This is a genomic window from Rhizobium sp. P1_B8, assembly GCF_056406515.1.
This window is the reverse complement of the sequence record NZ_JBFTZZ010000020.1, coordinates 1-23,192: the sequence shown is the minus strand read 5'-3', so window position 1 is coordinate 23,192 and position 23,192 is coordinate 1. Positions and strand designations below refer to the sequence as shown.

Genomic DNA, 23,192 nt, shown 5'->3' with positions numbered 1-23,192 from the left:
CCGGTTTCAACCCAGGAGAACGAGCGATGAAACATATCACCCAGCTTCTCGCCGCAGCGGCCGTCTCGATGGCAATCGCGCTTCCCGCGCATGCCGAGACGACGCTGACGGTTCATTACCCGATGCCGGGCTTCTTCAAGGACGTGATGGACACGATCTCGAAGAAATTCATGGAAGAAAATCCCGATATCAAGATCCAGTTCGCCAGCCCGTCGGCCACCTATGAAGAAGGCATCCAGACGATCCTTCGCCAGGTCGGTACCAGCGAAATGCCCGATATCACCTTCATCGGCCTCAACCGCCTGCGCATGCTCAATGAACGCGACGTCGCCGTCGACCTCGGCCCGCTCGTCCAGAAGGACGGCAACATGGCGGAGCAGGGCTTCTCCGACACGATCCTCAAGCTCGCCCAGGTCAAGGGCAAGCAGGTGGGCCTGGCTTTCGCGACCTCGAACCCGATCATGTATTACAACGCCGATCTCGTGAAGGCGGCCGGTGGCGACCCTGAAAACCCGCCGAAAACCTGGGATGAGGTGATCGCGCTCGGCGGCAAGATCAAGGCGCTCGGCAATGGTGTCGATGGCATCGATTTCCGCTGGCAGGGCGATGACTGGATGTTTTCGGCACTGCTCTTCGGCGCCGGCGGCAAGATGCTGAGCGATGACGAAAGCAAGGTCGCCTTCAACGGTCCGGAAGGCCAGAAGGCCGTCGAGGTCCTGCATCGCCTGGTTACCGAAGGCGGCATGCCTGTGTTCACCAAGGCCGCCGGCGAACAGGCTTTTGCAGCCGGCAAGGTCGGTTTCGAGTTCCAGACAACAGGCGCGCTGCGCAACACGATCAAGAATGTCGGCAACAAGTTCGATCTGCGCACGGCAAAGATCCCGCTGATCGATCCGGTGAACGGACATCTGCCGACCGGCGGCAACGCCGTCGTCATCCTGACGCATGACGCCGCCAAGCAGGATGCTGCCTGGAAGTTTGCCAAATTCGCTGCCGGCCCTTACGGCGCCTCCGTCGTCGTCCCCGGCACCGGCTATGTCCCGAACAACGAACTCGCCGCGAAATCTGCCGACTATCTCGGCGACTTCTACAAGCAGAACCCGTTGTTCCAGGCAGGCCTCAGCCAGATGCCGGTGATGACCCCGTGGTATGCCTTCCCCGGCTCGAACGGCGTCAAGGTCACGCAGACGATCGTCGACAACCTCTCGCGCATCGTCGACCAGTCGGCCGAACCGAAGGAAGCACTCGACGACGCAGCCGCTGACGTCGAGGACATGCTGCCGCGCAGCTGATCGCCTTCCTTACTGGGAATAGGGCAGGGCCGCCACGCCGCGCGTGTGGCGGCCTTCCCGTTTCGCAAGCTTCAGATGGCGCGCACCGTGCCGCCGCGGCGCAGCGTATAGGCGACGTCGAGATGGCGGGCGGGCGCGGCATTCTCCGCCATGTCGAGCAGCAGCGAGGCGGCCGTCGCGCCCATGCTGGCATCCGGCATTTCGATGGTCGTCAGCGGCGGGTCGATCAGCCGGCCGATGGCGATGCCGTCGAAGCCGGCGACTGAAACATCTCCAGGCACCGACAGCCCCTCGCGCTTCAGCGCACCGATGACGCCGAGCGCCAGGAGATCATTGGAGGCGATGATCGCCGTCGGCGCAAGGGCGCTCATCGCGACGCCAAGATCGAGCTGGTCATAACCGCTGACAAAGGGGATCTGCACCGCATCGAGGGGTGTCAGCCCGTTCTCGGCCACCGCGTCGAGATAACCACGGTAGCGAAGATGGGCGCGGTCGGAGGTGGCGAAATTGCCGGAGAGAAAGAGAATGCGGCGATGACCCATGCCGATCAGGAAGCTTGCGATGTCGCGGCCCGCGCCGCGGTTGTCGGCGGTAACAGCCGCCAGAAACTGCGCCGTCGGCAGGTTGTTGAGCAGCACGGTCGGCGGGAGCTTCGCAAGCAGCGCCTTGCTGGTCGATGGATCGCAGACAGTGAGGATCAGCCCGGTCGGCCGGTCATTCAAGAGTGCGGCGACGGCATCGGCCTCGCGCGCCGGATCGTAATTCGACTGGGCGATCAAGACGCCGTGGCCGGCCACCAGCATGCGATTCTGGATGCTTGACAGCGACGAGGCAAAGACCGGATTGGTGATGCTCGGGATCAGCACGCCGACCACCGGCCTGCGCCCCAGCCGGCCGGCGGAGTGATAACCGAGTTCCGCGGCCGCGCGGCGCACCTTGCGCACCATCAAATCGCTGGCTGGTCCGTTGCGGTTGAGAACACGGCTTGCGGTCGCCAGCGAGCAGCCTGCCCGGAATGCGACCTGCTCCAATGTCGCCATCGAAAGCGCCTCCTGGTGACAGCATCGAGGCGCAATCCTTTAGGCGGGTTCGATGACAATGATCTGACACCCAGAGCATGATGCCGAAAAGTGTGAGCGGTTTTCGGACGACATCATGCTTAACTCTTCAATTGAGAACAGGATTCAGATTTTAGGCCGACGGGCCTAAAATCATCCTGTTCTAGGCAGAATTATCGACTTCTTATTTATTCACACACATGGAAGTTGCTGGGGAATGCAACCTGTGGAATAGTCAGGTTGACGCCATCTACCCACTTCATTCTCATCACCTGGACAAGAATGTCTCACAAAAAAATAGAATGCTCCACGGCGTGGCGGTTTTTAGCGACGGCCTCGTTTGTCGCAAACTTCGTGTTGCCAGCCTATGCGGACACCCCGTCCGTGCCCTGGCCGCAAACGCAAAGCGACATCCAAGCCGAGTCCGACGTGCATTTTGGCACGCTCGCCAACGGTATGCGGTTTGCGATCATGCGCAATGTCACGCCGCCCGGACAGGCAGCTATCCGCTTTCGCATTGGCTCCGGTTCGCTCGACGAAAACGACAACCAGCAGGGCCTGGCGCATGTTCTCGAGCACATGGCCTTCAAGGGTTCGACACATGTCGCCGAAGGGGAGATGGTCCGTATCTTGCAGCGCAAGGGCTTGGCCTTTGGGCCGGACACCAACGCCCATACCTCTTATGACGAGACCGTCTATGCGCTCGATCTGCCCGAGGTCGATGCAGACACAATTTCGACGGGCCTGATGCTGATGCGCGACACGGCGAGCGAGCTGACCCTCGATGCCAGCGCCTTTGATCGCGAACGCGGCGTCATCCTGTCGGAGGAGCGGTTGCGCGACACGCCGCAGTATCGCGCATCACTCGGAATCATGAATTCGCTGCTCGCCGGCCAGCGCGCGACCATGCGCGCACCGATCGGTAAAGCCGACATCATCAGCAATGCGCCCGTGGAGCTCGTCCGTGATTTTTACCGGGCCAATTACCGACCCGATAGGGCAACGCTGATAGTGGTGGGCGATATCGACCCCGCCGCCATGGAAGTCGAAATCCGGCAGCGCTTCGGCGACTGGAAGGCCGTGGGTCTGGCGCCGAAAAAAGCGGATCTTGGCGCGCTTGTGACGAAACGCGAAAGCGCCGAGGTCATCGTCGTTCCCGGCGGCATGACCAGCATACAGATCGCCTGGACGCGTCCCTATGACGCCGCGCCTGACACCTTCGCCAAGCGCCGCGCTGGGCTTATTGAGGATCTCGGTTTCCTGGTGCTCAAACGTCGGGTGAGCGCCATCGCCAGCAAGGCGGATGCTCCTTTCATCAGTGCGGACGTCGGCTCCCAGGATCTCCTCGATTCCGCCCATGTCGTCCTGATCGCGGCGAATTCGGAGCCGGACAAATGGCAAGCGGCGCTCGCGGCCATTGACCAGGAACAGCGCCGGATCCAGGAGTTCGGCGTTGCGCAGGCGGAGATCGATCGCGAAATCCGCGAATATCGCTCGGCCCTGCAGGCTGCTGCGGCCGGAGCCGCGACGCGGATGACCACCGACATTGCTTCCATGCTGGCTCGCAGCGTCGATGACGATCAAGTCTTCACCTCGCCCGCCGAAGACCTCTCGATGTTCGAGACTATGACGAACGGCGTCACGGCGGACGAGGTCAATCAGGCCCTGCAGCGTGCTTTCTCCGGCAACGGTCCGCAGGTCGTGCTACAGGCGGACCAATCACCTGAGGGCGGAGCCGACACGGTTCGGCGGGTCTATGACGCTTCAAAGGCCATTGCCGTCTCGGCACCATCCGGTACAACTGACGTTGCCTGGCCCTACACCCATTTCGGCGAACCGGGCGCTGTGATCGAACGTCGTGCGGTTGAAGATCTCGGCTTGACCATGGTGCGCTTTTCCAACGGCGTACGGCTTACCGTCAAGCCAACCAAGCTGCGTGCCAATGAAGTGCTAGTGCGCGAAGATATCGGCCGCGGTCGGTTGGACCTGCCGCACGACCGTTCCGCCGCGATCTGGGCATCTCCGGCCGTCGTGCTGTCTGGCGTAAAGGCCATGGATTACCAGGATATACAGAAAGCGCTGACGGCCAACATTGTCGGCGTCGACTTCTCGGTCGGCGACAGTTCCTTCAGGTTCGACGGTCGTACACGGACTGAAGATCTTGCGACGCAGCTGCAGCTGATGAGCGCATACACCTCCGATCCCGCCTATCGCGCCGAGGCGTTCAAGCGTGTGCAGCAGGCCTATTTGAGCGGCCTCGATCAGTATGACGCGTCGCCCGGCGGCGTTTTCAGCCGCGATTTCGCAGGTCTCGTGCATTCCGGCGACCCGCGCTGGACCTTCCCCGACCGCGCGCAGTTGTCCGCCGCCAAGCCAGACGAATTCGAGACAATGTTCCGGCCTATGGTTTCCAATGGCCCGATCGACATCACCATCGTCGGCGACGTAACAGTGGACGACGCAATCCGCCTGACGGCTGAAACCTTTGGCGCATTGCCGCCGCGCCCGGAGGCGGCCTTGAGCAACGATCGGGACGACGTGCGTTTTCCGGCGACGACCGAGAAGCCCGTTTTGCAGACCCATAGCGGTAGGGCAGACAATGCCGCCGCCGCCGTAGGGGCTTCCATCGGCGATTTGCTCTCCGATCTGCCCCGGTCCTTCACCGCCAATATTGCCACCCAGATTATCCAAAACAGGCTGATCGACCAGTTTCGCATTGCAGAAGGCTCAAGCTATGCCGTGCAGGGCGACGTTGACCTGTCAAGGGAAATCCCGGGCTACGGCTACGCATATTTCTACGTCGAGACCGAGCCGGCAAAGGTTGCGCGTTTCTATGCACTTGTCGACGAGACCGCCAATGATCTGCGGTCGCATGACGTCTCCGAAGACGAGCTCGCGCGCGCCCGGGAACCCATCATCGAGACCTTGAAGCATCAGCAGCAGGGCAACGAATATTGGATCGCATACCTGCACCACGCCCAAGAGGATTCGCGTCGTTTAGACCGGATACGCGATAGTCTCAGCGGCTACGGCAAGGTCACTGCCGGGGATATCCGCGCGTTTGCCACGGCCTATTTCAGCCCTGAAAAATTCTGGAAATTCGAGGTGCTGCCGGCGGCGGTACGATAGGTGCCGAGCTCCGCTCACGAACGGCGTTTGACCACGCGCATTTTCATTTCCGAGCGAAGAGCGAAGCCCTGGGTTTCGTAGAGGGAAATGGCCGAGGTATTCGCCGCATAGGCATGTAGATAGGCCGTGTCGCCGGTGGATGCGATTTCGCCGGCGACGAAACGGAAGAGCAGGGTGCCGAGGCCGCGCCCCTGGAAATCGGGATGGGTGCAAAGCCCGCTAAGCTCGGTAAAGCCAGTCTGCCGCATCCGCTGCCCGGCCATCGCCACCAGGCGGCCCTCGCTTCTGATCCCCCAGAAGCTGCCGAGGCTCTGGGCTCGCAGGGTGAACGGCCCGGGTTTGGTCAGTGTCGCCAGCGCCAGCATGTCGGCGGCATCGGTCTCCGTCAGGGGCTCGATGCGGGAATCTGAAATCCTCTCATGGGGCCGCTCGGCCACCATCTGGACCACCGACGCCTCGGTCACGACGGCAAGACCTGGTGGAATGGCGATCGGCCCGGCTTCGACGAGGATCATGCTCTCCTCCGGCGCCGGCAGTTCCTCCAGGGCGTCGAGGCTTTCCGGCGCATCGTCGGCGGACGCCGCGAAGGGGACGATCGACGGCGGGTATCGCCGTGCCTTCTCATTGCCTTCTGCGAGATCTGCATGTGCGGTTTCCAGTGCGCTCCAGATTGGCCGGTCGAGAATATGTTTCATCATCCTTCCTCCTTGACAGGGCTGCGGCGCGCAAGCGGCGCCACCGCAAGCCCGTCCTCGATGGCGGCCAGCTGTTCGAGGATCGGTCCGTCGAGATCGCCGCAGAGATCGGCAACGGCGGCGGCGATGCGCGGCCAGATCACCTTCTTCGAATGATCGACGAGGTCCTGTCCCTTGGCGGTCAGCGAGACCAGTCTGCGACGCTGATCGTCCGGTGCCGGCTGCATGTAGACGTAACCGAGTTCGAGAAGCTGGCCGGTGGTCCGCGTTGCGCCGGGTTGGGTGATGCCCACCGCCTGCGCAAGCTCGCCGATCGTCAGCGGTCCGGCCCGGTCGATTGCTGCAAGGAACGGATACTGGCCCGCCTGGATCCTGAGACCGGCCTCGTCGATGACCTGTTGCGTATCCGCCTGCAGCCTTTCTCCGATGCGCCGCAGCCGACTGCCCATGCACAGAAACCCCAGCGTCCGGACTACATCCTCGACCATGCCAACTCCTCATTTGTATTGGATGTTATATAACGTGTTATATATTGAATGGCAATTCTCCTTCGAATGTGGTCGGCAGACGAGGCCAGGGCACGGCGGCACGAGCAAAAGCCTCAATCAGCCCCGCCATGTCCTGGCCATCAGAAACACCGCCAGCACGCAGCCGAGCAGCCCAAGGGACAATGGCAGACCCTGATGTCCAATCAGTTGCATCGCCAGTCCTGTCGCGGGCGAGCCGACGATGCCGCCGACGCCCCATACCAAGGCGAAGGCCGCGTTACCGGCGATCAGGGCCTGACCGGTGAAACGCTCGCCGAGCTGAATCAGCGACAGGGTGTAGATCCCGAACGAGACCCCGCCCCAGACGAACACCAGCGGCCAGATAAGCCACGTGGTGAAGACCGACGGCAGCAGCAGGCAGCCGGCCAGGCAAGCCAGGACGCAGAATAACATGATCCGCGTCGAGCCAAACCGTTCGGCGACCCGCCCGAGCAAAATCTGCAGCGCGGCATTGCCTGCGATGAAACAGGTGATGAGCGACGCGATGCGTCCCTCGGCGCTGCCGAGTGCGGAGCCATAGACCGCGAACAGGGAAAGCAGAATCTGCTCGAAGGCGGCGGCCGTGAAAACCGCAAACAGCAGCAGCGGCGCCAGTACGAAGAAGCCTCCGACCGAGGTTGCCTCGCCTTCGTTAGGCATCTCGGGCAGGCGCGCGGCGACGGCAAGCACGATCAGGCCGCAAAGAAGAAAGGCCGTAATGCCGATCATGAAGGGCGGCCATCCCTCGGTGCCGGTGAGGCCGAGCGACAGTGGGCCGATGGCGAAGCCACCCGAAACGATCGATGAATAGAGGCCCATGATCCGGCCCCGGCGCGGCGCCGGCGTGATCGAAATCAACCAGGTTTCGCTGATCACGTAAAGCGGATTGGCGAAGAAGCCGAGCAGGAAGCGCAGCGGCATCCAGGCCCAGATGTCCTGCATCCAGGCAATCGTAATCAGGGTGAGGGCAGCCAGGATCGAACAACGGATCGCCAGCCGCGCCCCGCCCAGGCACTGCGACAGCGCCGGAATGAAGGGCGCGGATAGGATAAAACCCAACGGCGTCATCGCCGCCGACAGGCCGATCAGGCCAAATGTCGTTCCCTGCCGCTCCAGGATGAAGCTGAGCAGCGGATAGGTCAGCCCCTGTGCCACGGCGAATACCGTGACGGCCGCGATGATACCCGCCATGGCGGCCCATGGGATCCGATCAGTGCGCGCTGATGTGATGCTTTCAGCAGTCATGCAGATGTCCTCGTCAGACCGTATGGTTTGAAGGGCCGAGAAAGCCACAACGTCAAAGAGGATGAATTCTGCAGGAGGCCGGGAATGCCGTACTTAAGTTTTCCCAAAAAGTTCTCAAAAACGTCCAAAGGGACTATAGATGCGCCCCATGCAGGGATCGCGTTTTGCCTTTGGACCATTCGTGCTTGATCCGGCCGCGGGAACGCTTCTTCGGAACGATGATCCCGTTGCCGTTGGCCACCGCGGGGTAATGCTGCTTGCCGCACTCGTCGGGCGGCCCGGCGAAATCCTTGGTAAGGCCGAGTTGATGGATGCGGCGTGGCCGGGCAGGGCGGTCGAGGAAGGCAACCTCACCGTTCAGATCGCGCAATTGCGCAAGCTGCTCGGTCCGACCGGTGACGGCGGCGAATGGATCTCCACGGTGCCGCGCGTCGGCTACCGCTTCATAGGCGCCATCAATCAACTTGGCGGCGTGAAGCGAAAACCTTTGCCGCTGCCTGACAAACCATCGATCGCGGTGCTGCCCTTCGTGAATATCAGCAACGATCCCGAACAGGAATCCTTCACGGATGGGCTGACCGAAGACCTGATCACCGACCTGTCCAGGATGCCGGGCCTGTTCGTCATCGCCCGCAACTCGGCCTTCGCCTATAAGGGAAAGGCGAGGGACGTAGGCGAGATCGCCGAGGAGCTCGGCGTGCGCTACCTGCTGGAGGGAAGCGCAAGACGCGTAGCAGGGCACGTGCGCGTCAATGCTAAGCTGGTCGATGCGGCAAGTGGCGATCATCTATGGGCGGAACGCTTCGATCGCAGCCTCGAAGATATCTTTGCCGTTCAGGACGAGGTGACTGGCAAGATCGTCGAAGCGCTGCTCGGGCGGCTGCGCGCACCGCCATCGCGCAATCGGCCCACAAATCTCGAGGCTTACGATCTCTGCGTGCGGGCGCGCAGACTGATGGATGATACGCCGCAGGCGGCGCGGGAAGCGCATCTGATGCTGACGCGCGCGATTTCCCTCGATCCCAACTATGCCGAGGCCTATCGCTGGCTTGCCATGAACCACTGGATGGGAGAGGTGCATTCCGGCGGACCAACGCACCCCACCCGTAGCCTTGCATTGGAGCTGGCGCGCAAAGCGGTAATGATCGATCCCAATGATGCCGGCTGCCGCTGGATCCTGGCATACTTGCTTGCCTATGAGCGCAGCTTTGCCGAGGCGGATGCGGAATTCGCCAAGGCCATCGAGCTTGACCCGAACGAGGCCGACACCTTTGCGGCACTATCCGACATTGCGGTCTTGGCCGGGCGGGTCGGAGAGGGCCTTGAGCATATCGCCAAGGCCTTCCGGCTGAACCCATTTCCGGCAAGCTGGTATTATCTGGCGCTCGGCCAGGCGCAATATGCCGCCGGCCAGTACGAAGCCGCCGTCGAGACGCTGCGCAGGGACGAGACCTATCGGACAAGCTCACGCCGTTTCCTGGCGGCAAGTCTTGCCCAACTGGGCCGGCTCGACGAGGCTCGCGCCGAGGCCGAACTGTTCCTCGTCGCCAACCCGCATTTTTCAACCCGCCACTGGGCGGCGACGGAACCCTTCCGCGACGCTCGGACGCTTGAGCATTTCGTTGACGGCTACCGCAAGGCGGGGCTTCCGGGGTGACGCCGGCGTGCCTCGAAGACGGCTCGATCTAGACGGTGCCGGGCCGCGCAGTTGATTGGCTCGCGGAAGACAAAAAGTCCTCTTCGGCGGTGGGCAGTTTTCCGTTCGGGGTCAGGTCGTCGACAGCTTTGGGAAGATCGCGCTTCAGTCGCCCAAGAATCTCTTGATGCGAAAGGCCGGTATTGGCAGCGATCTCGTTGAGAACGTCCGGACCCAGTGCTTCCGCGAGCTGGCCGTCATCGATGTCGGCATTCGGACCGGGCTGTATCCACGACTCCACCTTGTCACCCTGACCATTCTGCTGAAACGTCTTCAGCAGGTCGCCGAGACCACCGCTGACGATACCGCCTGATGTCAGCCCACCGAGAAGGCCGCCGAGACCACCCGAGCCGCCCAGTCCGCCAAGAAGGCCCCCAAGTCCGCCGGGCTGCTGGTTTCCTGCGCCCGCCTGCTGAGGGTTCTGGATGCCCCGCAGGAGCTCCCCGATCTTGTCTCTGTTTTGGTAGCCGGCAACGGCAAGGACGGCGAGAAGCGCCTTCAATTGACCGCTCATCATGATGAATCCTCCTATGGTGCTCCTGCAGCGCGGCGCGCCGCAAGGACGCAATGTCCTGAGTGCTCAAAGGTTCCGGCCGGTTTGGAAACAAGGCCGCGCCGTCCGCATTCGTTTGCGGCCTCGAAGGCCCGGCCGTCCACCTCATTGCTCACGCAGCGGTCAGATTTCCGGGCAACCTCGCCTGTTTGCAAAGGTCATTCGTTCCGGTCCACGGCGCGTCATCCCTTGCACAACGATAGTGCGGGAAGACATGCGTACGATCTGTGCCCTGCGAAACCCTTCGCTGCGTGCGATGTCGAGAGCGTCGTCAGGATCGCAGCCCCGTGGTCCGCGCCGGTCATATCGGTCATATCGATCAGGGTCGCGATCACGTTCGTAAACGCCGAGGCCACCGGGGCCGACACGCAACTCCAAATCTTGCGCCGCCGCGATCGTCGGCGAGATCGTCAACCCGATTAAGGCCGCCGAGCCGATGAGTATGAACTGAAGTGATTTCCGCATGAGTACCTCCCATGGCCATGCCATCGCAAGGACAACATCGACATGCGAGTTTTGTTCCTCAAGATAAGTGGAATGGGCGCGGGCACGCCGCGCCGTCCCAGATCATTCGCTTCAAACAGCCATATTCGACGCTGCCGACATCACTTCCCGAGGGGCGGGACCGCCGAACATATGGCGACCATCCTCCTCCACTTCCGTGAAACACCAGCGCACGATTCCATCCCGATCGAGCAGGAATTCGCCGACAAGTTGGCCGTGGCCGGTGGCGATCATCTGCTTGTCGTCCTCGGTGAATTCATAGCCGTCCGCCTTGTCGAGGTAGTCCACCGCCGCCATCAGGTCCATGGGCGCTGGAAGCTCGTCCGGCATGTCGATGCGCATCGACGTCACCGCACTCATGCTGATTTTGTGCGGCCAGTCATTCTCGTCTTCGGTAAACTCAAGGTTCGGCAGGCCGAAGGCCTTGTGCGATACCCGTTCCGGATCCGAGGCCGCCAGCAGATTGGGAAGCGGATGGTAGCGGAAATAGAGGCGAGCGCGGTCGATCGGCGTGTTGACAACGGTCAGGCTGTCGATGCCTTTCTCCTGCAAGGCATCGGTGAGTTCGGCCATGGCGGCAATCTGCCGGCGACAGAACGGGCAATGAAGTCCGCGGAACAAGCCGACGAGCACCGGTTTCTGGCCGCGAAAATCGTCGATGGCGACCTTGCCCTGGCGGGTGATTGCGTCCAGCACCACGTTCGGCGCGCGATCTCCCGGCTTTAGCGGGCTTCCGGCGTGGTTCTCATGCATGTTTCGTTCCTCCCTTTATATTGTTGAATCGATTTGCCTAATCGATCTCCGGCGATCACTGAAACGAGGGCAAGTCAGTCGAGAAACGGCAGGACGACGAGCGTGCCAGGATCGAGGTTGTGGCGGATGCACACATCCTGTGCCAGGGTGAAATACCGTTCCGCCTCGTCCATGTCGTCATGCTCAAGGCTGAGTGTCGCCAAGCCATCATAGCACGGAAAGAGCAGTTGAGGTTCATCAATTTCCTTCGCAACCTCAAGGGCTTCCTCGTAATACTTACGAGCTAGCTTCGGCTGCCCGTGGCATTGATGAATTTGGCCCAGCACGATCAGCGGTACGGAGAGATGGTCGCGCTGATCTAGTGCCCGGTCGATTTCGACGGCCTTTTCCGCAGCCGGTACACCCTCGGCAGCGCAGCGATCGGTGAAGGTGCAACAGGCAACTGCGAGGTTGGCGAGAAGCCGCGCCTGGAAGCCGAGATCGCCGATACGGGTCGCAAGCTCCAGTCCGCGCCGGCAGATCTTGATGGCGTTGGCCGGATCGACAATCGTGTAGAGAACGCCGAGATTGGAATAGGCACGACAGGCAGCACTTTGCAGATCGGCCTTTTCGGCGACCGAGAGGCTGCGCTCCACTTCCTGCACGGCCTCGCGGCGACGTCCGAGCCGCGCAAAGGCCGCACCCTTGGTGTTCAGCGCCTCCGCCATCGCTCGCGCCGTCTCCCGTCCGGCCTCGGTCGTCCCGTCGATTGGCAGCGTTTGCAGGGATTGCAGTGCCAGCGTCGCCCACTCGGCGGCAGCGGCCTGATCCCCCATGCGGAAGGCCAGATGGCCGCGCTCCTGCAGGACATGTGCACGTTCGACCGGCGCATCGATTGTTGCGATTATTGCTTCGGCTTCGGCCAAATGTGTCTCCGCTTGATCGCGGCGTCCTGCATCGAGATGCAAACGGCCGACCTTGCGCAATATCCGCGCTGCGGCGATAGGGTTGTTGTTGCGGTGGATCGCAAGCGCTCGCTGATAGTGGTTCAAGGCAGCGTCGCGGAGACCGGCGGGACCGCAGAGATCGGCAAGACGCTCCAGCAGCGCGCGTTGCTCTGGTGTAACCTCCACCTCGTTTGCGAGGGCGGCAAGGGCCTGACGATAGAGGCGCATCGCATCGTCATTGGCGTAGGTTTTGCGCGCCAGATCGCCCGCCGCCATCAGATAGCTGGCCCCCTTGGCCCTTTCTGTGGTCAGGCTGAAGTGATGGCCGAGCTGCGCCAGGTGCTCGGGCCGGTCGGGTGCTGCGCCATATTGACGTTCCAGAACCTGGCCGATCCGTCGATGAAGTTCCATGCGCCGTTGCAGCAGGAGATTGTGATAGATGACGTCGTGCATCAGCGTCTGGCTGAAGCGATAGCCCGGCGATTGCCCCGCATCGGGCCCGCGCAATTCTTCGATGATATTGGCATCGCAGAGATGATCCAATGCAGCATCGATGGCGGCCGGCTCTGTGGCGACGGTGCGGAGCAGGGCGGTATCGAACTTCGGGCCGACCACTGCCGCCTCTTGCGCCAGCCGTCTGATCTCCTGTGGCAGACGATCGACGCGGGCAAGCAACAGGGCTTGCAGGTTCACCGGGATATCGACATCCGTGTCTTCCGCTGCGACATGCCAGCGCTGGCCGTCATTGTGCAACGTGCCCATGTCGATCAACGCCCGAAGGATTTCTTCGATGAAAAGCGGATTGCCGCCGGCGCGGTCGAGGATGCGCTTGCGCATCGTGGCCGGCAACTTGCCATGATCCACGCCAAAAAACGCAGCAAGCAGCTTCTGCCCGTCGGCCACAAAGAGTGGGGCAAGACGCTGCACGGTGACGCTGACACGATTGGAGTCCAGAGGGTCGGTCTGCGATGTCGGCCGGTAGACCGCAAGTAGCATCAACCGGCTGCGCTCCAGCCGGTCCATCATGAAGCGAAGCACTTCCAGAGAGGTGGCGTCCGCCCAGTGCAGATCCTCGATGACAAGCAGCAGGGGACCTTGCGCCAGCCGCCGCTCGAAGACCGTGCGGACGGCATAGAAGATCTGCCGCCGCAACTGCTCCGGCTCGATGTACCGCAACGCGCCATCGGGATCGCCGAGGCCGAGGACATGTAGAAACAGCGGCAAAAGTCCCTCGACCTCATCCTGGGTCAGATCGAGCGCGCGGAACCCCGTTGCCAGCAATTGCCGCGCCCTGTCGAGATCATCCCGCTCGCCGATGCCGTAGGCGCTGCGCACGACCGCGCCGAGCGTGCCATAGGATTGTTCGCCGAGCGGAGAGCAGGTCGCTTTGCGGATGGCGAGGCCCTGGAAACGGGCAGCACTGCCGGCAATCGCGACGAATTCGTTGACCAGCCGCGACTTGCCGATGCCCGCTTCGCCGATCAGCCGGACAAGCTGCGCCGCGCCGCCGCAGGCAAGGTCGAGGCATGTCAGCAACCGCGACATTTCCGTATCCCGTCCGATCATCGGTGCCTGAAGGCCGAGACTCTCGAGCCCGCGCGCCGTATGCGGCGCTTCCGACAGCCCGGTCAGCCGATGGACAAGGACGTTTCCGCTTTTGCCGCGCAACGCCTGCGCGCCGAGACTCTCGAAGGCAAAGGCGTGGCGGGTGAGGCGATAGGTCAGCGGCCCGACGAGGATATCGTTTTCGCCGGCCATGGACTGCAGGCGTTGGGCGGTATTCACCGTGTCGCCGGTCACGGAATAGGATTTTGTACTGACCGCACCGAAGCCACCGGTGACGACAGGGCCGCTATTGATGCCGATATGCAGACGCAGCGGCACACCGGCGCGTGCATGCCAGCGCTCGCCGACCTGCGTCGCTCGACCGATCATGTCAAGTGCGGCACCGAGCGCCCGGACGGGGTCATCCTCATGAGCGACCGGCGCGCCGAACAGCGCCAGCAACGCATCGCCGACGAACTTGTCGACGAAGCCGCCATAGGCTTCGACTGCCTGGGTCATCTCTTCGAACAATTCGTTCTGCAGCACCCGCATGACTTCAGGGTCGATCTGCTCGCTCAGCGTCGTGAAGCCGCAGAGATCGGCAAAGAGCACGGTCACCGGCCGCCGGTCGGCGTCACCCTCCGATTTAGACAGGACCGCCTCGATCTTCGGCTTCGATGCGGACTGCGCTGTGCCTGGTATCGACGCACCACATCGGGGGCAGAAGGCAAAATCGGGCTGACAAGGATGGCCGCAGGCAGCACAGGAGAGTGGTTGCTTTGCGCCGCATCGCGGACAGAAAGCAAAACCGCTCTGAATATCGAACCCGCAGCCGCTGCACTCCATCGGACGCATCTCACGAAACCCCGATGTACGGCTATTTCAGCCGCAACCAGCAGGCCTCAGACAGGGGACAAGCATGAACCTGCTGCCCCAGGCCCGCAAGCACTAAACGAGCGGCGGATCTGGGGACAGCTTCGGCAGCTCGAGAACGGCGATCTTGGCGTCATGAGCGTTCACGAACGAATGGACTTACCGTGCGGCGGCTGCTGGATCGCACGGCTTGCTTTTGGGGTGTCGATCATCCGCCGTCACTGCGGATGGGCGTCGGCGAGCCTTGCAACCCGGCAGTCAAAGAGCACCGGCCGGTCCACGTTGATCATCTCCTCAATCCTGGCATCGAGTTCGCGAGGGCTCTCGCAACGAAGGCCGATGGCACCATAGGCTTCGGCGAGCTTGGTGAAATCGGGCAGCGAGGCCGAATATGCGCGCGATCGACCATTGCCATCCGGCACTTGACCCCATTCTCGCGCCATGCCCGGATGCTCGTCGCTCAAGATGAAGATCTTGATCGGCGCTTGATGCTGTATCGCCGTCGACAGCTCTTTCATCGTCGTTTGCACCGACGCGTCGCCGGCAATGTCGATGACAAGGCGGCCGGGATTTGCGAGCTGCGCCCCCAGGGCGGCAGGAAGACCGAAGCCCATGGTCCCCAATCCCCCTGAGGTAATCCAGCGATTAGGTTTGTCGAACCCGAAGAACTGCGCCACCCACATCTGCAGACCGATCTCCGTGGCGATGATGGGGTCGTGTGGCTTTGTCAGCGCATGCAGACGCTCCAGGGCGTGTTGCGGCATGATTGTATGGTCCAGCCGCTCGTAGGAAAACGAATGGCGGGCTCGCCAATGGTCGATCTGTGTCCACCACGCCCGCAGCCGCTTCTGGTCGGGGACAGAGGAAAGTGACCGCCAGGCATGGAGCATATCCGCCAGCACGTGCGCGGCGTCGCCTTGAATGCCGATATCGACGGGAACGCGTTTGTTGATCGACGAGGCATCGATATCGATGTGGATTTTCTTCGAGTGAGGCGAAAACTCATGGATGCGCGAGGTCGCAAGGTTGTCAAAGCGCGCGCCGATGGCGATCATCAGGTCGCAATCGCCGATTGCCATATTGGCTTCATGCGAGCCGCCCTGTCCGGCGACGCGCAGCCAGTTCGGCCCGGTGGCGGGATAGGCTCCAAGCCCCAAGATGGTGGACGTTATGGGAAAGCCGGTGAGGTCGACGAGCTCACGCAACAATCGTGACGCCTCCGGCCCCGAATTGATGACGCCGCCGCCGGCATAGATGATAGGTCGTCGCGCTACGGCCATCAATGCGACAGCCGCCCGGATCGCGTTCTGATCGCCTTGCATTGCGGGCTGGTAGCTGGGCAGGGGAGATACCTTGTCAGGTGAGACGTAGGTCCCGCTGGCGAAGAGCACGTCCTTCGGCATGTCGACGAGAACAGGGCCGGGTCGACCGGCCGCCGCGATCCGGAAAGCCAGATGGATCGTTTTGGCCAGATCGTCGATGTGTTGGACCAGGAAATTGTGCTTTGTGCAGGGACGGGTGATGCCGACCGTATCGCATTCCTGAAAGGCGTCCGTGCCGATCAGGCTTGTCGGCACCTGACCGGAGAGGCAGACGATCGGAATGGAATCCATAAGCGCATCCTGCAGCGCCGTAACCGAATTTGTGACCCCTGGTCCCGATGTCACCAGCATGACGCCGACCTTTCCCGTCGAGCGGGCATAGCCTTCGGCTGCGTGTCCGGCGCCTTGCTCATGGCGCACCAGGAAATGTTTGATGTCCTCCTGTTGGAAGATTTCGTCATAGATCGGCAGCACCGCTGCGCCGGGGTAACCGAAAATGTGTTCGACACCGTTGTCGCGCAGCGCTTGCAGAACGATCTCGCCGCCGTTCATGAGACGATCAGAAGGGGTATTGAGGGAAGAGTTGGCTTTCTCGCCGGTCATATCTGGGTTCCGTCGTGAGTGAGGTGATAGGTGCGACGGGGCATAAAAAAAGGCCCCGTCAGGGACCTGTTTTCGGCGCATGGGTGGCTATTGCCGGACGATCAGACCGTCCTGCCCATGCGCGAAATCACCACTACGAGAACCATTGCGATTTTCATGGCCGATAGAGCTAGCTCCAAATCTACACGTCGTCAACGACGTCTCTGCGCAGATTTTATCTGTGGTTGAGAATTTTTGAGATCAGTGGTTCGGTCAGTGACAAAGCAAGGGCAGGGGGCAACCCGTTCGCAACCTATCGACCAAAGGCAAACTCTCCCGTTCTATCGTCCGCGAAGCGACTTCGACCAACTCCTCCAATGCGCGCCGGTCAGGGGTTCCGTGCCAGCCGGCGGCGTTCGGTCCCGGCGCGAACCCAAATCCTATGGCGAGGTATATGCGCCATCGAGGATTTGCCGCGCCTCGGCCCGCGGCGCGGCTACGGAGTGACGATTAACCAGCGAGCATTCGAGCTTCGCAATCGGATAGCGCTTGCCGGGCGTACTTTCCGGGTTGAGATGTTCGATCGCCCATTGCCCCATGGCAAGATGTGGAAGGACCGAAGTCGTCAGCGGGGGTACGAGATGTCGTGAAATTTCTTCGTCGTCATAACCCACCACCGACATGTCCTGGGGAATGCGAAGCCCTGCATCCTTGAGCGCTTCGTAGCACCCGATGGCGGTGCGGTCGTTCTGGCAGAAGATCGCGGTGGGCGGCTCTTTCAAAGCAAGCAGTTTCATCGTGGAGGCATAGCCGGCACTGGCCGACCAGTCGCCTTCAATGACCAATTCCGGATCGAAGGGTATATCGGCGGTCGCCAGCGCGCGGCGATATCCCGTCAGCCGGTCCTGCGCAGCCTGCATCCAGATTTCGCCGGTGATCGTCGCGATACGATGGTGTCCATGCATGATCAGATGTCGCGTGGAGCTCTGCCCTCCCGCGATCTCGCTCGGCACCACGGCGGGAAAAGCATGGTCCGCCGTATAACAGTTCAGCAGGACCGTCGGGATGTTAAGCTTGCGGACATAGGAAGGAAGCTCCACCTGGCGGGTATAGATTGTCATATATATGAGCGCCGATATGCCTCCGCTCGTCAACGCCTCGATTGCTTTCGGCTCCATGACGGGATCACTCAGCGTCTGGGTTACCAAAAGGACATTGCCGGCGTTCCAGGAGGCTTGCCGCGCGCCTTCGATCGCAACGATCGCTTCCGGGCTGGTGGCGAGCTGATCCACGGCGAAACCGATGACGTTGTCCAGTCCCGAATAGGAGGCCTTCGTCGTATAGGTCTTCTCCATGTAGCCGAGCGCGCGCGCCGCCTCCCATACGCGGTCGCGCGTCTGCTGTGAGATACGGGTGCCGGGCGTGTCGTTGAGGACGAAGGAGACGGCCGCCTGCGAGCAGCCAGCCGCCGCGGCGATGTCCATCATCGTCACGCGCGCAGGCTTATTTTGGGTCTTGGGTTTTCGCATTCGTGGAAACTGTCTCTCTCGGGATAATAGGGTCGGGTGGATTGATCGTCGTTTCGGCTAATTAATATTAGCATCTATCTGAAAGCGCTGGCAATTGCATGAATTGTTGCAACACTATCAGTTATTGGCCATTGCCAGTACAAAATAGCCATCCTGGCCACTGCGTGATGAAATGTTTTGATCTGCATTGATAATACTATTTACTAATTAAATTTCTTGTATACCGTCAGGGAGCGATCGGAACCTATGCCACTCGTCGCTTGGCGACGGCCCTAGGAGGGGGCGCGCATCCGGCCGGCCGTAAATCGGAAACGGGCCCGTGCAACCGCGGCCCCTCGGGAGGTGTATTATGAAACAGCTGAAACGCAACGCAGCCTTGTTCTTCGCCGGGTTGATGCTGAGCGCGGCGCCGATTGCCGTATCGCATGCTGCCGACAAACCGACACTTGCATTCGTCGTCAACGGCGCATCCGACTTCTGGAAAGCCGCAGAAGCGGGCGTGAAGAAGGCGCAGGGCGAGATGCCTGACTACCAGATGGAGCTGAAGTACCCTGAACAGGCATCTGTCGCCGTTCAGCAACGGCTTATGGAAGACTTGGTCAGTGCCGGCGTCAAGGGGGTCATGGTCTCTGCGGTCGATCCCAAGACCCAGACGGACGGCTTGAACAAGATCGGCTCGCAGACTGCTCTCTTCACGACCGATAGTGACGCGCCGCAGACCAACCGCGTCGCCTATATCGGTTCGTCCAATATCGACGCCGGCTTGCAGGCCGCCGAAATCGCCAAGAAGGCGATGCCGGACGGCGGCAAGTGCATCGGCTTCGTCGGCCTGCTCGGCGCCGACAATGCCAAAGAACGCATCCAGGGCATGAAGGACGGCTTGAAGGGCACGAAGATCGAGCTGACAGATGTACGCGGCGACGATATCGACCAGACGCGCGCAAAGAAGAACGTCGAGGACGCGCTGGTGGCCAGCCCCGACGTCACCTGCATGGTCGGCTTCTACTCCTACAATACGCCGCGCATCTATGAGGCGCTGCGCGACGCCGGCAAACTCGGCCAGATCACCGTCGTCGGCTTCGATGACGATCCGATCACGCTCGGCGGTGTCAAGGAAGGCACGATCGCAGCGACCGTCGTGCAGCAGCCGTTCGAATGGGCCTATCAGGGCATGAAGCTGATGGCGGCCTACCTCAAGGGCGACAAATCAGGCGTTCCCAGCAACGGCTTGATCATCATCCCGACGGTGATCATCGGCAAGGATGACGTCGACAAATATGCCGCCAGCCTGAAGGCTATGTCCGGAAAATAATCCTCCTTCGCGGCGGTGGCACTTGCCGCTGCCGCGAAAGACGTCTCATGCCGACACAGCCATTGGCAGCCATGGACAGGCGATGAACCACAGCTCCGACATCCCGTCACCGGACGCGCTTGCAACGCCATTCCTGTCGCTTTCCGGCGTTGGCAAGACCTATCCAGGCGTCGTTGCGCTTGAGGGCCTGTCGATCGACATCATGCCAGGAGAGGTCATCGGCCTCGTCGGCGAGAACGGGGCTGGAAAATCGACGCTGATGAAGATTCTTGGCGGCGTGATCGCACCCGACCGAGGCACGATCCTGCTCGACCGCACAGAGCTTCGTTTCCTCACGGTGGAATCGAGCATCGCATCCGGCATCGCCTTTGTGCACCAGGAACTCAATCTCTTTGAGAATCTCGACGTTGCTGCCAATATCTTCCTGGGCCGCGAACCGCTGAAGGCCGGACCTTTCAGGCTCGTCGACCGCGATCGGCTGCGAGACATGGTGAAGCCGCTCTTGAAGCGGGTAGGGGCCCATTTTTCCGCCGACACACCCGTGGCATCGCTTTCCCTTGCCGAGCAGCAGATGGTGGAAATCGCCAAGGCGCTGTCCATCAACGCCAGGCTCGTCATCTTCGACGAACCCACGTCCAGCCTGCCGCTGGCCGAAACCGAGCGGCTCCTGAGCATTATCAAATCGCTGAAAGCCGACGGCATCAGCGTAATTTTCATCTCGCATCGCCTCCACGAGGTTGAGCGCGTCGCGGACCGGGTCATAGTCCTGCGCGACGGCACGCTTGCGGGCACGCTCGCCAAGAAAGACATCGGCCACGACCAGATGGTCAAGCTGATGATCGGCCGGGTGCTTGCGGCCCGGACCGCAAAACCGCAGCGCTCGCCCGGCTCGGTGGCGCTGAAGGCAAGCGGCGTGCGCACCGAGGCCTATCCCGGCCGTCCCGTTGATCTGGAAATCCGCTATGGAGAAATCATGGGGCTTGCAGGGCTCGTGGGATCGGGCCGCACCGAGCTTGCAAAAGTACTCTTCGGCATCGACCGGAGCTACGGCGGAGCCATTCTGCAGGACGGACGGCAAATTGCGGTCAGTTCTGCCCGGGACGCCGTCGCTCGTGGCATTTTCCTGGTACCGGAGGATCGCAAGCGCAACGGCATTCTTCTTGATTTCCCGATCGCCCAGAACATAACCCTTGCCGACCTCCCCAAGCTCTCCAGCCGTTTCATGCTTTCTGCTGAGCAGGAGAGGGCGGCTGCCGAAAAGCAGCGCGTTCGCCTGGGTATCAAGGCGCCCTCCGTTTCGACGCGAACCGGCACTCTATCCGGTGGCAACCAGCAGAAGGTAGTGCTTGCCAAATGGTTGTCGATGAGCCCGAGGGTGATGATCTTCGACGAGCCGACGCGCGGCATCGATATCGGCGCGAAGAACGAGATCTACGGCCTGATGCGAGCGCTTGCCGATGCCGGAGTGGCGATCCTGATGATCTCCAGCGACATGGAAGAGGTGATCGGCGTTTCTGACCGCATCGCCGTCATGCACGAGGGCCAGATCGCCGGCATATTGGAAGAGGACGAAATCAGCCAGGAAAGCGTCCTTTTGCTTGCTGTCGGCAAACGGGTAAAATAGCGGCTGCGGCCAATATAAATAAGTATCGGGGATGGATCTCGAATGATCAAAAAAGATCTCGGACTGCTGCTTTTGATCGTCGTCGTCGGCATCGTCGTCGCCATCATCAATCCGCGCTTCCTGCTACCGATCAACCTGGCCAACACCGCCAACCTGATCGGCCTGTTCGGCATCCTGTCGATTGGCCAAGCCTTTGTCATCATTACCGGCGGTATCGAGCTTTCCGTGGGCTCGCTCGTCGCGCTTCTCGGCGTGCTGTTCGTCGATTTCATCGCGGTCCAGGATATGTCCTGGATGCTGGCGCTGCCGCTCATTCTCGTGCTTGGCGCGGTCATAGGCGCCGTCCACGGCTGGCTGATCACCCGGCTCAACCTGCAGCCCTTCGTCGTCACCCTCTGCGGCCTCCTGATTTATCGTGGGGCAGCGCGCTTCTATACGGCCGACGGAACGGCGGGCTTTGCTTTCGGCCAGAATTTCCCAGACCTCGAATTCCTCACCGCTGGGCGGTTTTACGGCGTTCCCAACACTTTCATCGCACTCGTCATCATTGCCGTGGTCATGTGGGTCATGCTGCATCGCTCTGTCTTCGGGCGTTATCTTTACGCAATCGGCAAGAACGAGGAGGCGGCCCGCTATTCTGGTATCCGTACCGGCCGCATGGTCATGTCGGCCTATGTCATCTGCGGGCTGCTAACGGCGCTTTCGGCAATTTATTTCGCCATGTACACACGCTCGATCTCGCCGGCGAGCCATGGTCAGTTCTACGAACTCTACGCGATTGCCGCTGCCGTACTAGGCGGCTTTTCGCTCCGCGGCGGCGAGGGATCGATCGTCGGCGTCGTGCTGGGGACGGTCCTGCTCCAAGAGTTGCAGAATCTCGTGAATCTACTTGGTATCCCTTCGTCGTTGAATTTCGCTGTCATGGGTGGCGTGATCCTCATCGGCGTTCTGATCGACCAACAATGGCACGCGATCCGCGCAAAGCGCCGCCTTGTCTCTGCCGCCCGGCAGACCGATACCCGTCATTCCAACGAAGGCAGTTTACCAGTGGTTGCCAATCAGGACTAGGTCAGTGGATGGGAGCGGCCACGCGTATCGTGACCAGCGAGCGATCTTGCGGCGTTCATCCAGGTCGATATGGGAGTAGGTGTGTCTCATTGCGCTTTCCTTGCGAACGATAACCCATTGGCATCTTTCGCAAGTCGCACTTGGAAATAGAATGTACCCGGCTACACACATTGTGGCGGCAAGGTTGAATTGTCCGCCGGTTTGCAAAGTAGAAATGTCAATTTCGGCTGCTACCCGTCACAACGATCAGCCCCGATCTGACCGGGCTGATCCCGGTTGCAAGATCAGATCGGGGCGGGTGAGAACCACCCCTTCGGCTTTAGCTTTGAGGCTATTCGAACGATCCTTCACTCGGCAGCAGGTCGCGACAGCGCTTTCGCTCGCCGGGCAATCACCGCCGGATCGTTCATGTAATCTGTGCGCCTTCCGGGCTTGCGACCTCTCGGCTTATAGCCATTTTTGTCACTGTTGGTTTTGATGACCGGCGGCACCTGCTGGTCCTGGCGCTCCTTGACGTAAGCCAGGATATCACTGAGCCGCTTGTTCTCGGTGATTGCCGCATGCGTCACTCGCTGGTCTTTGTCGAATACTGTGTAGGGCAGGGAATACCCTTTCCAGCGCACATCGAGGCGACCATCCGCATAAGCATAGGTCTCGACATAGCGGCCGACCAGACCGCGTGTCACCTCGGTCTCCTCCAGCATGATCCTCTTGCGTTCGAACGAGAACGTCAGCTGCGCCCCGACATACCGCTGCTCACGCTTGCACAGAATGTCCTTGAGCCGGTCCAACGCCAGGTTCACCGGCCGATGCAGATTGTCAGATCGGGCAGGGGCAACCGCAAACCGCGCGTTGTAGCCTTCCATGAACGTCGGCAGAAACGCATTGCCCGCCTGCATGTCGCAGATCCCTGCCAATCGCATATCCTTGATCAATCGGTCCTGCAATGTCTGGTTCAT

16 protein-coding genes and 1 pseudogene are annotated in these 23,192 nt (G+C 61.2%); 6 read left to right on the top strand and 11 right to left on the bottom strand.

Annotated elements, in window-relative coordinates; translation table 11 throughout:
- Nucleotides 1-26: 26 nt before the first annotated feature.
- The gene (locus tag AC1D2N_RS22865; protein WP_112903089.1) at nt 27-1,292 is read left to right on the top strand and encodes an ABC transporter substrate-binding protein; all 1,266 of its coding nucleotides are present in this window, start codon (nt 27-29) and stop codon (nt 1,290-1,292) included.
- 71 nt (nt 1,293-1,363) lie between these two features.
- On the opposite strand, the gene AC1D2N_RS22860 is transcribed toward AC1D2N_RS22865, so the two are convergent.
- Complete coding sequence (locus tag AC1D2N_RS22860) at nt 1,364-2,332, bottom strand: substrate-binding domain-containing protein (protein WP_130652400.1); 969 nt, start codon at nt 2,330-2,332, stop codon at nt 1,364-1,366.
- Nucleotides 2,333-2,632: 300 nt separating this feature from the next.
- On the opposite strand from AC1D2N_RS22860, the gene AC1D2N_RS22855 reads away from it, so the two are divergent.
- Nucleotides 2,633-5,479: a M16 family metallopeptidase gene (locus AC1D2N_RS22855; RefSeq protein WP_130652401.1), complete on the top strand. Its 2,847-nt coding sequence runs from the start codon at nt 2,633-2,635 to the stop codon at nt 5,477-5,479.
- A gap of 14 nt (nt 5,480-5,493) precedes the next feature.
- On the opposite strand, the gene AC1D2N_RS22850 is transcribed toward AC1D2N_RS22855, so the two are convergent.
- The 3 genes from AC1D2N_RS22850 to AC1D2N_RS22840 all read right to left on the bottom strand — a co-directional run bounded on the left by AC1D2N_RS22850 (nt 5,494) and on the right by AC1D2N_RS22840 (nt 7,946).
- On the bottom strand, nt 5,494-6,174 hold the full coding sequence (locus AC1D2N_RS22850; RefSeq protein ID WP_130653538.1) for a GNAT family N-acetyltransferase: 681 nt from the start codon (nt 6,172-6,174) through the stop codon (nt 5,494-5,496).
- Nucleotides 6,174-6,662: a MarR family winged helix-turn-helix transcriptional regulator gene (locus AC1D2N_RS22845; protein WP_130652402.1), complete on the bottom strand. Its 489-nt coding sequence runs from the start codon at nt 6,660-6,662 to the stop codon at nt 6,174-6,176. The genes AC1D2N_RS22850 and AC1D2N_RS22845 overlap by 1 nt, the downstream gene beginning before the upstream one ends.
- 117 nt (nt 6,663-6,779) lie before the next feature.
- Nucleotides 6,780-7,946, bottom strand: coding sequence for an MFS transporter (locus AC1D2N_RS22840; protein ID WP_130653539.1), 1,167 nt, complete (start codon nt 7,944-7,946; stop codon nt 6,780-6,782).
- Between the two features lie 148 nt (nt 7,947-8,094).
- Here AC1D2N_RS22840 and AC1D2N_RS22835 point away from each other — a divergent pair, with 148 nt between their 5' ends.
- Nucleotides 8,095-9,603 carry a winged helix-turn-helix domain-containing tetratricopeptide repeat protein gene (locus AC1D2N_RS22835; protein WP_130653540.1) on the top strand — a complete coding sequence of 503 codons (1,509 nt, stop codon included), beginning with the start codon at nt 8,095-8,097 and terminating at the stop codon, nt 9,601-9,603.
- A 28-nt stretch (nt 9,604-9,631) separates the two neighbouring features.
- Here the strand turns inward: AC1D2N_RS22835 and AC1D2N_RS22830 are convergent, their stop codons facing one another.
- The 6 genes from AC1D2N_RS22830 to AC1D2N_RS22805 all read right to left on the bottom strand — a co-directional run bounded on the left by AC1D2N_RS22830 (nt 9,632) and on the right by AC1D2N_RS22805 (nt 18,229).
- Entirely contained in the window at nt 9,632-10,159 is a 528-nt protein-coding gene (locus tag AC1D2N_RS22830) for a YidB family protein (protein WP_018445331.1), read from the bottom strand.
- A gap of 159 nt (nt 10,160-10,318) precedes the next feature.
- A complete protein-coding gene (locus AC1D2N_RS22825) occupies nt 10,319-10,660 on the bottom strand; it encodes a hypothetical protein (protein WP_028731910.1) in 342 nt (113 codons plus the stop codon).
- Nucleotides 10,661-10,771: 111 nt separating this feature from the next.
- Nucleotides 10,772-11,452: a peroxiredoxin-like family protein gene (locus AC1D2N_RS22820; protein WP_028731909.1), complete on the bottom strand. Its 681-nt coding sequence runs from the start codon at nt 11,450-11,452 to the stop codon at nt 10,772-10,774.
- Nucleotides 11,453-11,526: 74 nt separating this feature from the next.
- Nucleotides 11,527-14,769, bottom strand: a complete 3,243-nt coding sequence (locus tag AC1D2N_RS22815) for an adenylate/guanylate cyclase domain-containing protein (RefSeq protein ID WP_130729475.1) — start codon at nt 14,767-14,769, stop codon at nt 11,527-11,529.
- Between the two features lie 245 nt (nt 14,770-15,014).
- On the bottom strand, nt 15,015-16,721 hold the full coding sequence (ilvB, locus tag AC1D2N_RS22810) for a biosynthetic-type acetolactate synthase large subunit (RefSeq protein ID WP_130652404.1): 1,707 nt from the start codon (nt 16,719-16,721) through the stop codon (nt 15,015-15,017).
- A 419-nt stretch (nt 16,722-17,140) separates the two neighbouring features.
- Nucleotides 17,141-18,229 (bottom strand): LacI family DNA-binding transcriptional regulator, encoded by a 1,089-nt coding sequence (locus tag AC1D2N_RS22805; RefSeq protein WP_018242041.1) that lies wholly within the window; start codon nt 18,227-18,229, stop codon nt 17,141-17,143.
- 349 nt (nt 18,230-18,578) lie between these two features.
- On the opposite strand from AC1D2N_RS22805, the gene AC1D2N_RS22800 reads away from it, so the two are divergent.
- The 3 genes from AC1D2N_RS22800 (at nt 18,579) to AC1D2N_RS22790 (ending at nt 22,233) form a co-directional block, all read left to right on the top strand.
- Nucleotides 18,579-19,541, top strand: coding sequence for a sugar-binding protein (locus tag AC1D2N_RS22800; protein WP_018242042.1), 963 nt, complete (start codon nt 18,579-18,581; stop codon nt 19,539-19,541).
- Between the two features lie 82 nt (nt 19,542-19,623).
- Nucleotides 19,624-21,165 (top strand): sugar ABC transporter ATP-binding protein, encoded by a 1,542-nt coding sequence (locus AC1D2N_RS22795; protein ID WP_130652405.1) that lies wholly within the window; start codon nt 19,624-19,626, stop codon nt 21,163-21,165.
- A 42-nt stretch (nt 21,166-21,207) separates the two neighbouring features.
- The gene (locus AC1D2N_RS22790) at nt 21,208-22,233 is read left to right on the top strand and encodes an ABC transporter permease (RefSeq protein ID WP_018242044.1); all 1,026 of its coding nucleotides are present in this window, start codon (nt 21,208-21,210) and stop codon (nt 22,231-22,233) included.
- A gap of 347 nt (nt 22,234-22,580) precedes the next feature.
- Here AC1D2N_RS22790 and AC1D2N_RS22785 read toward each other — a convergent pair.
- Nucleotides 22,581-23,192: pseudogene (locus AC1D2N_RS22785) on the bottom strand (ISNCY family transposase); the annotation flags it as partial.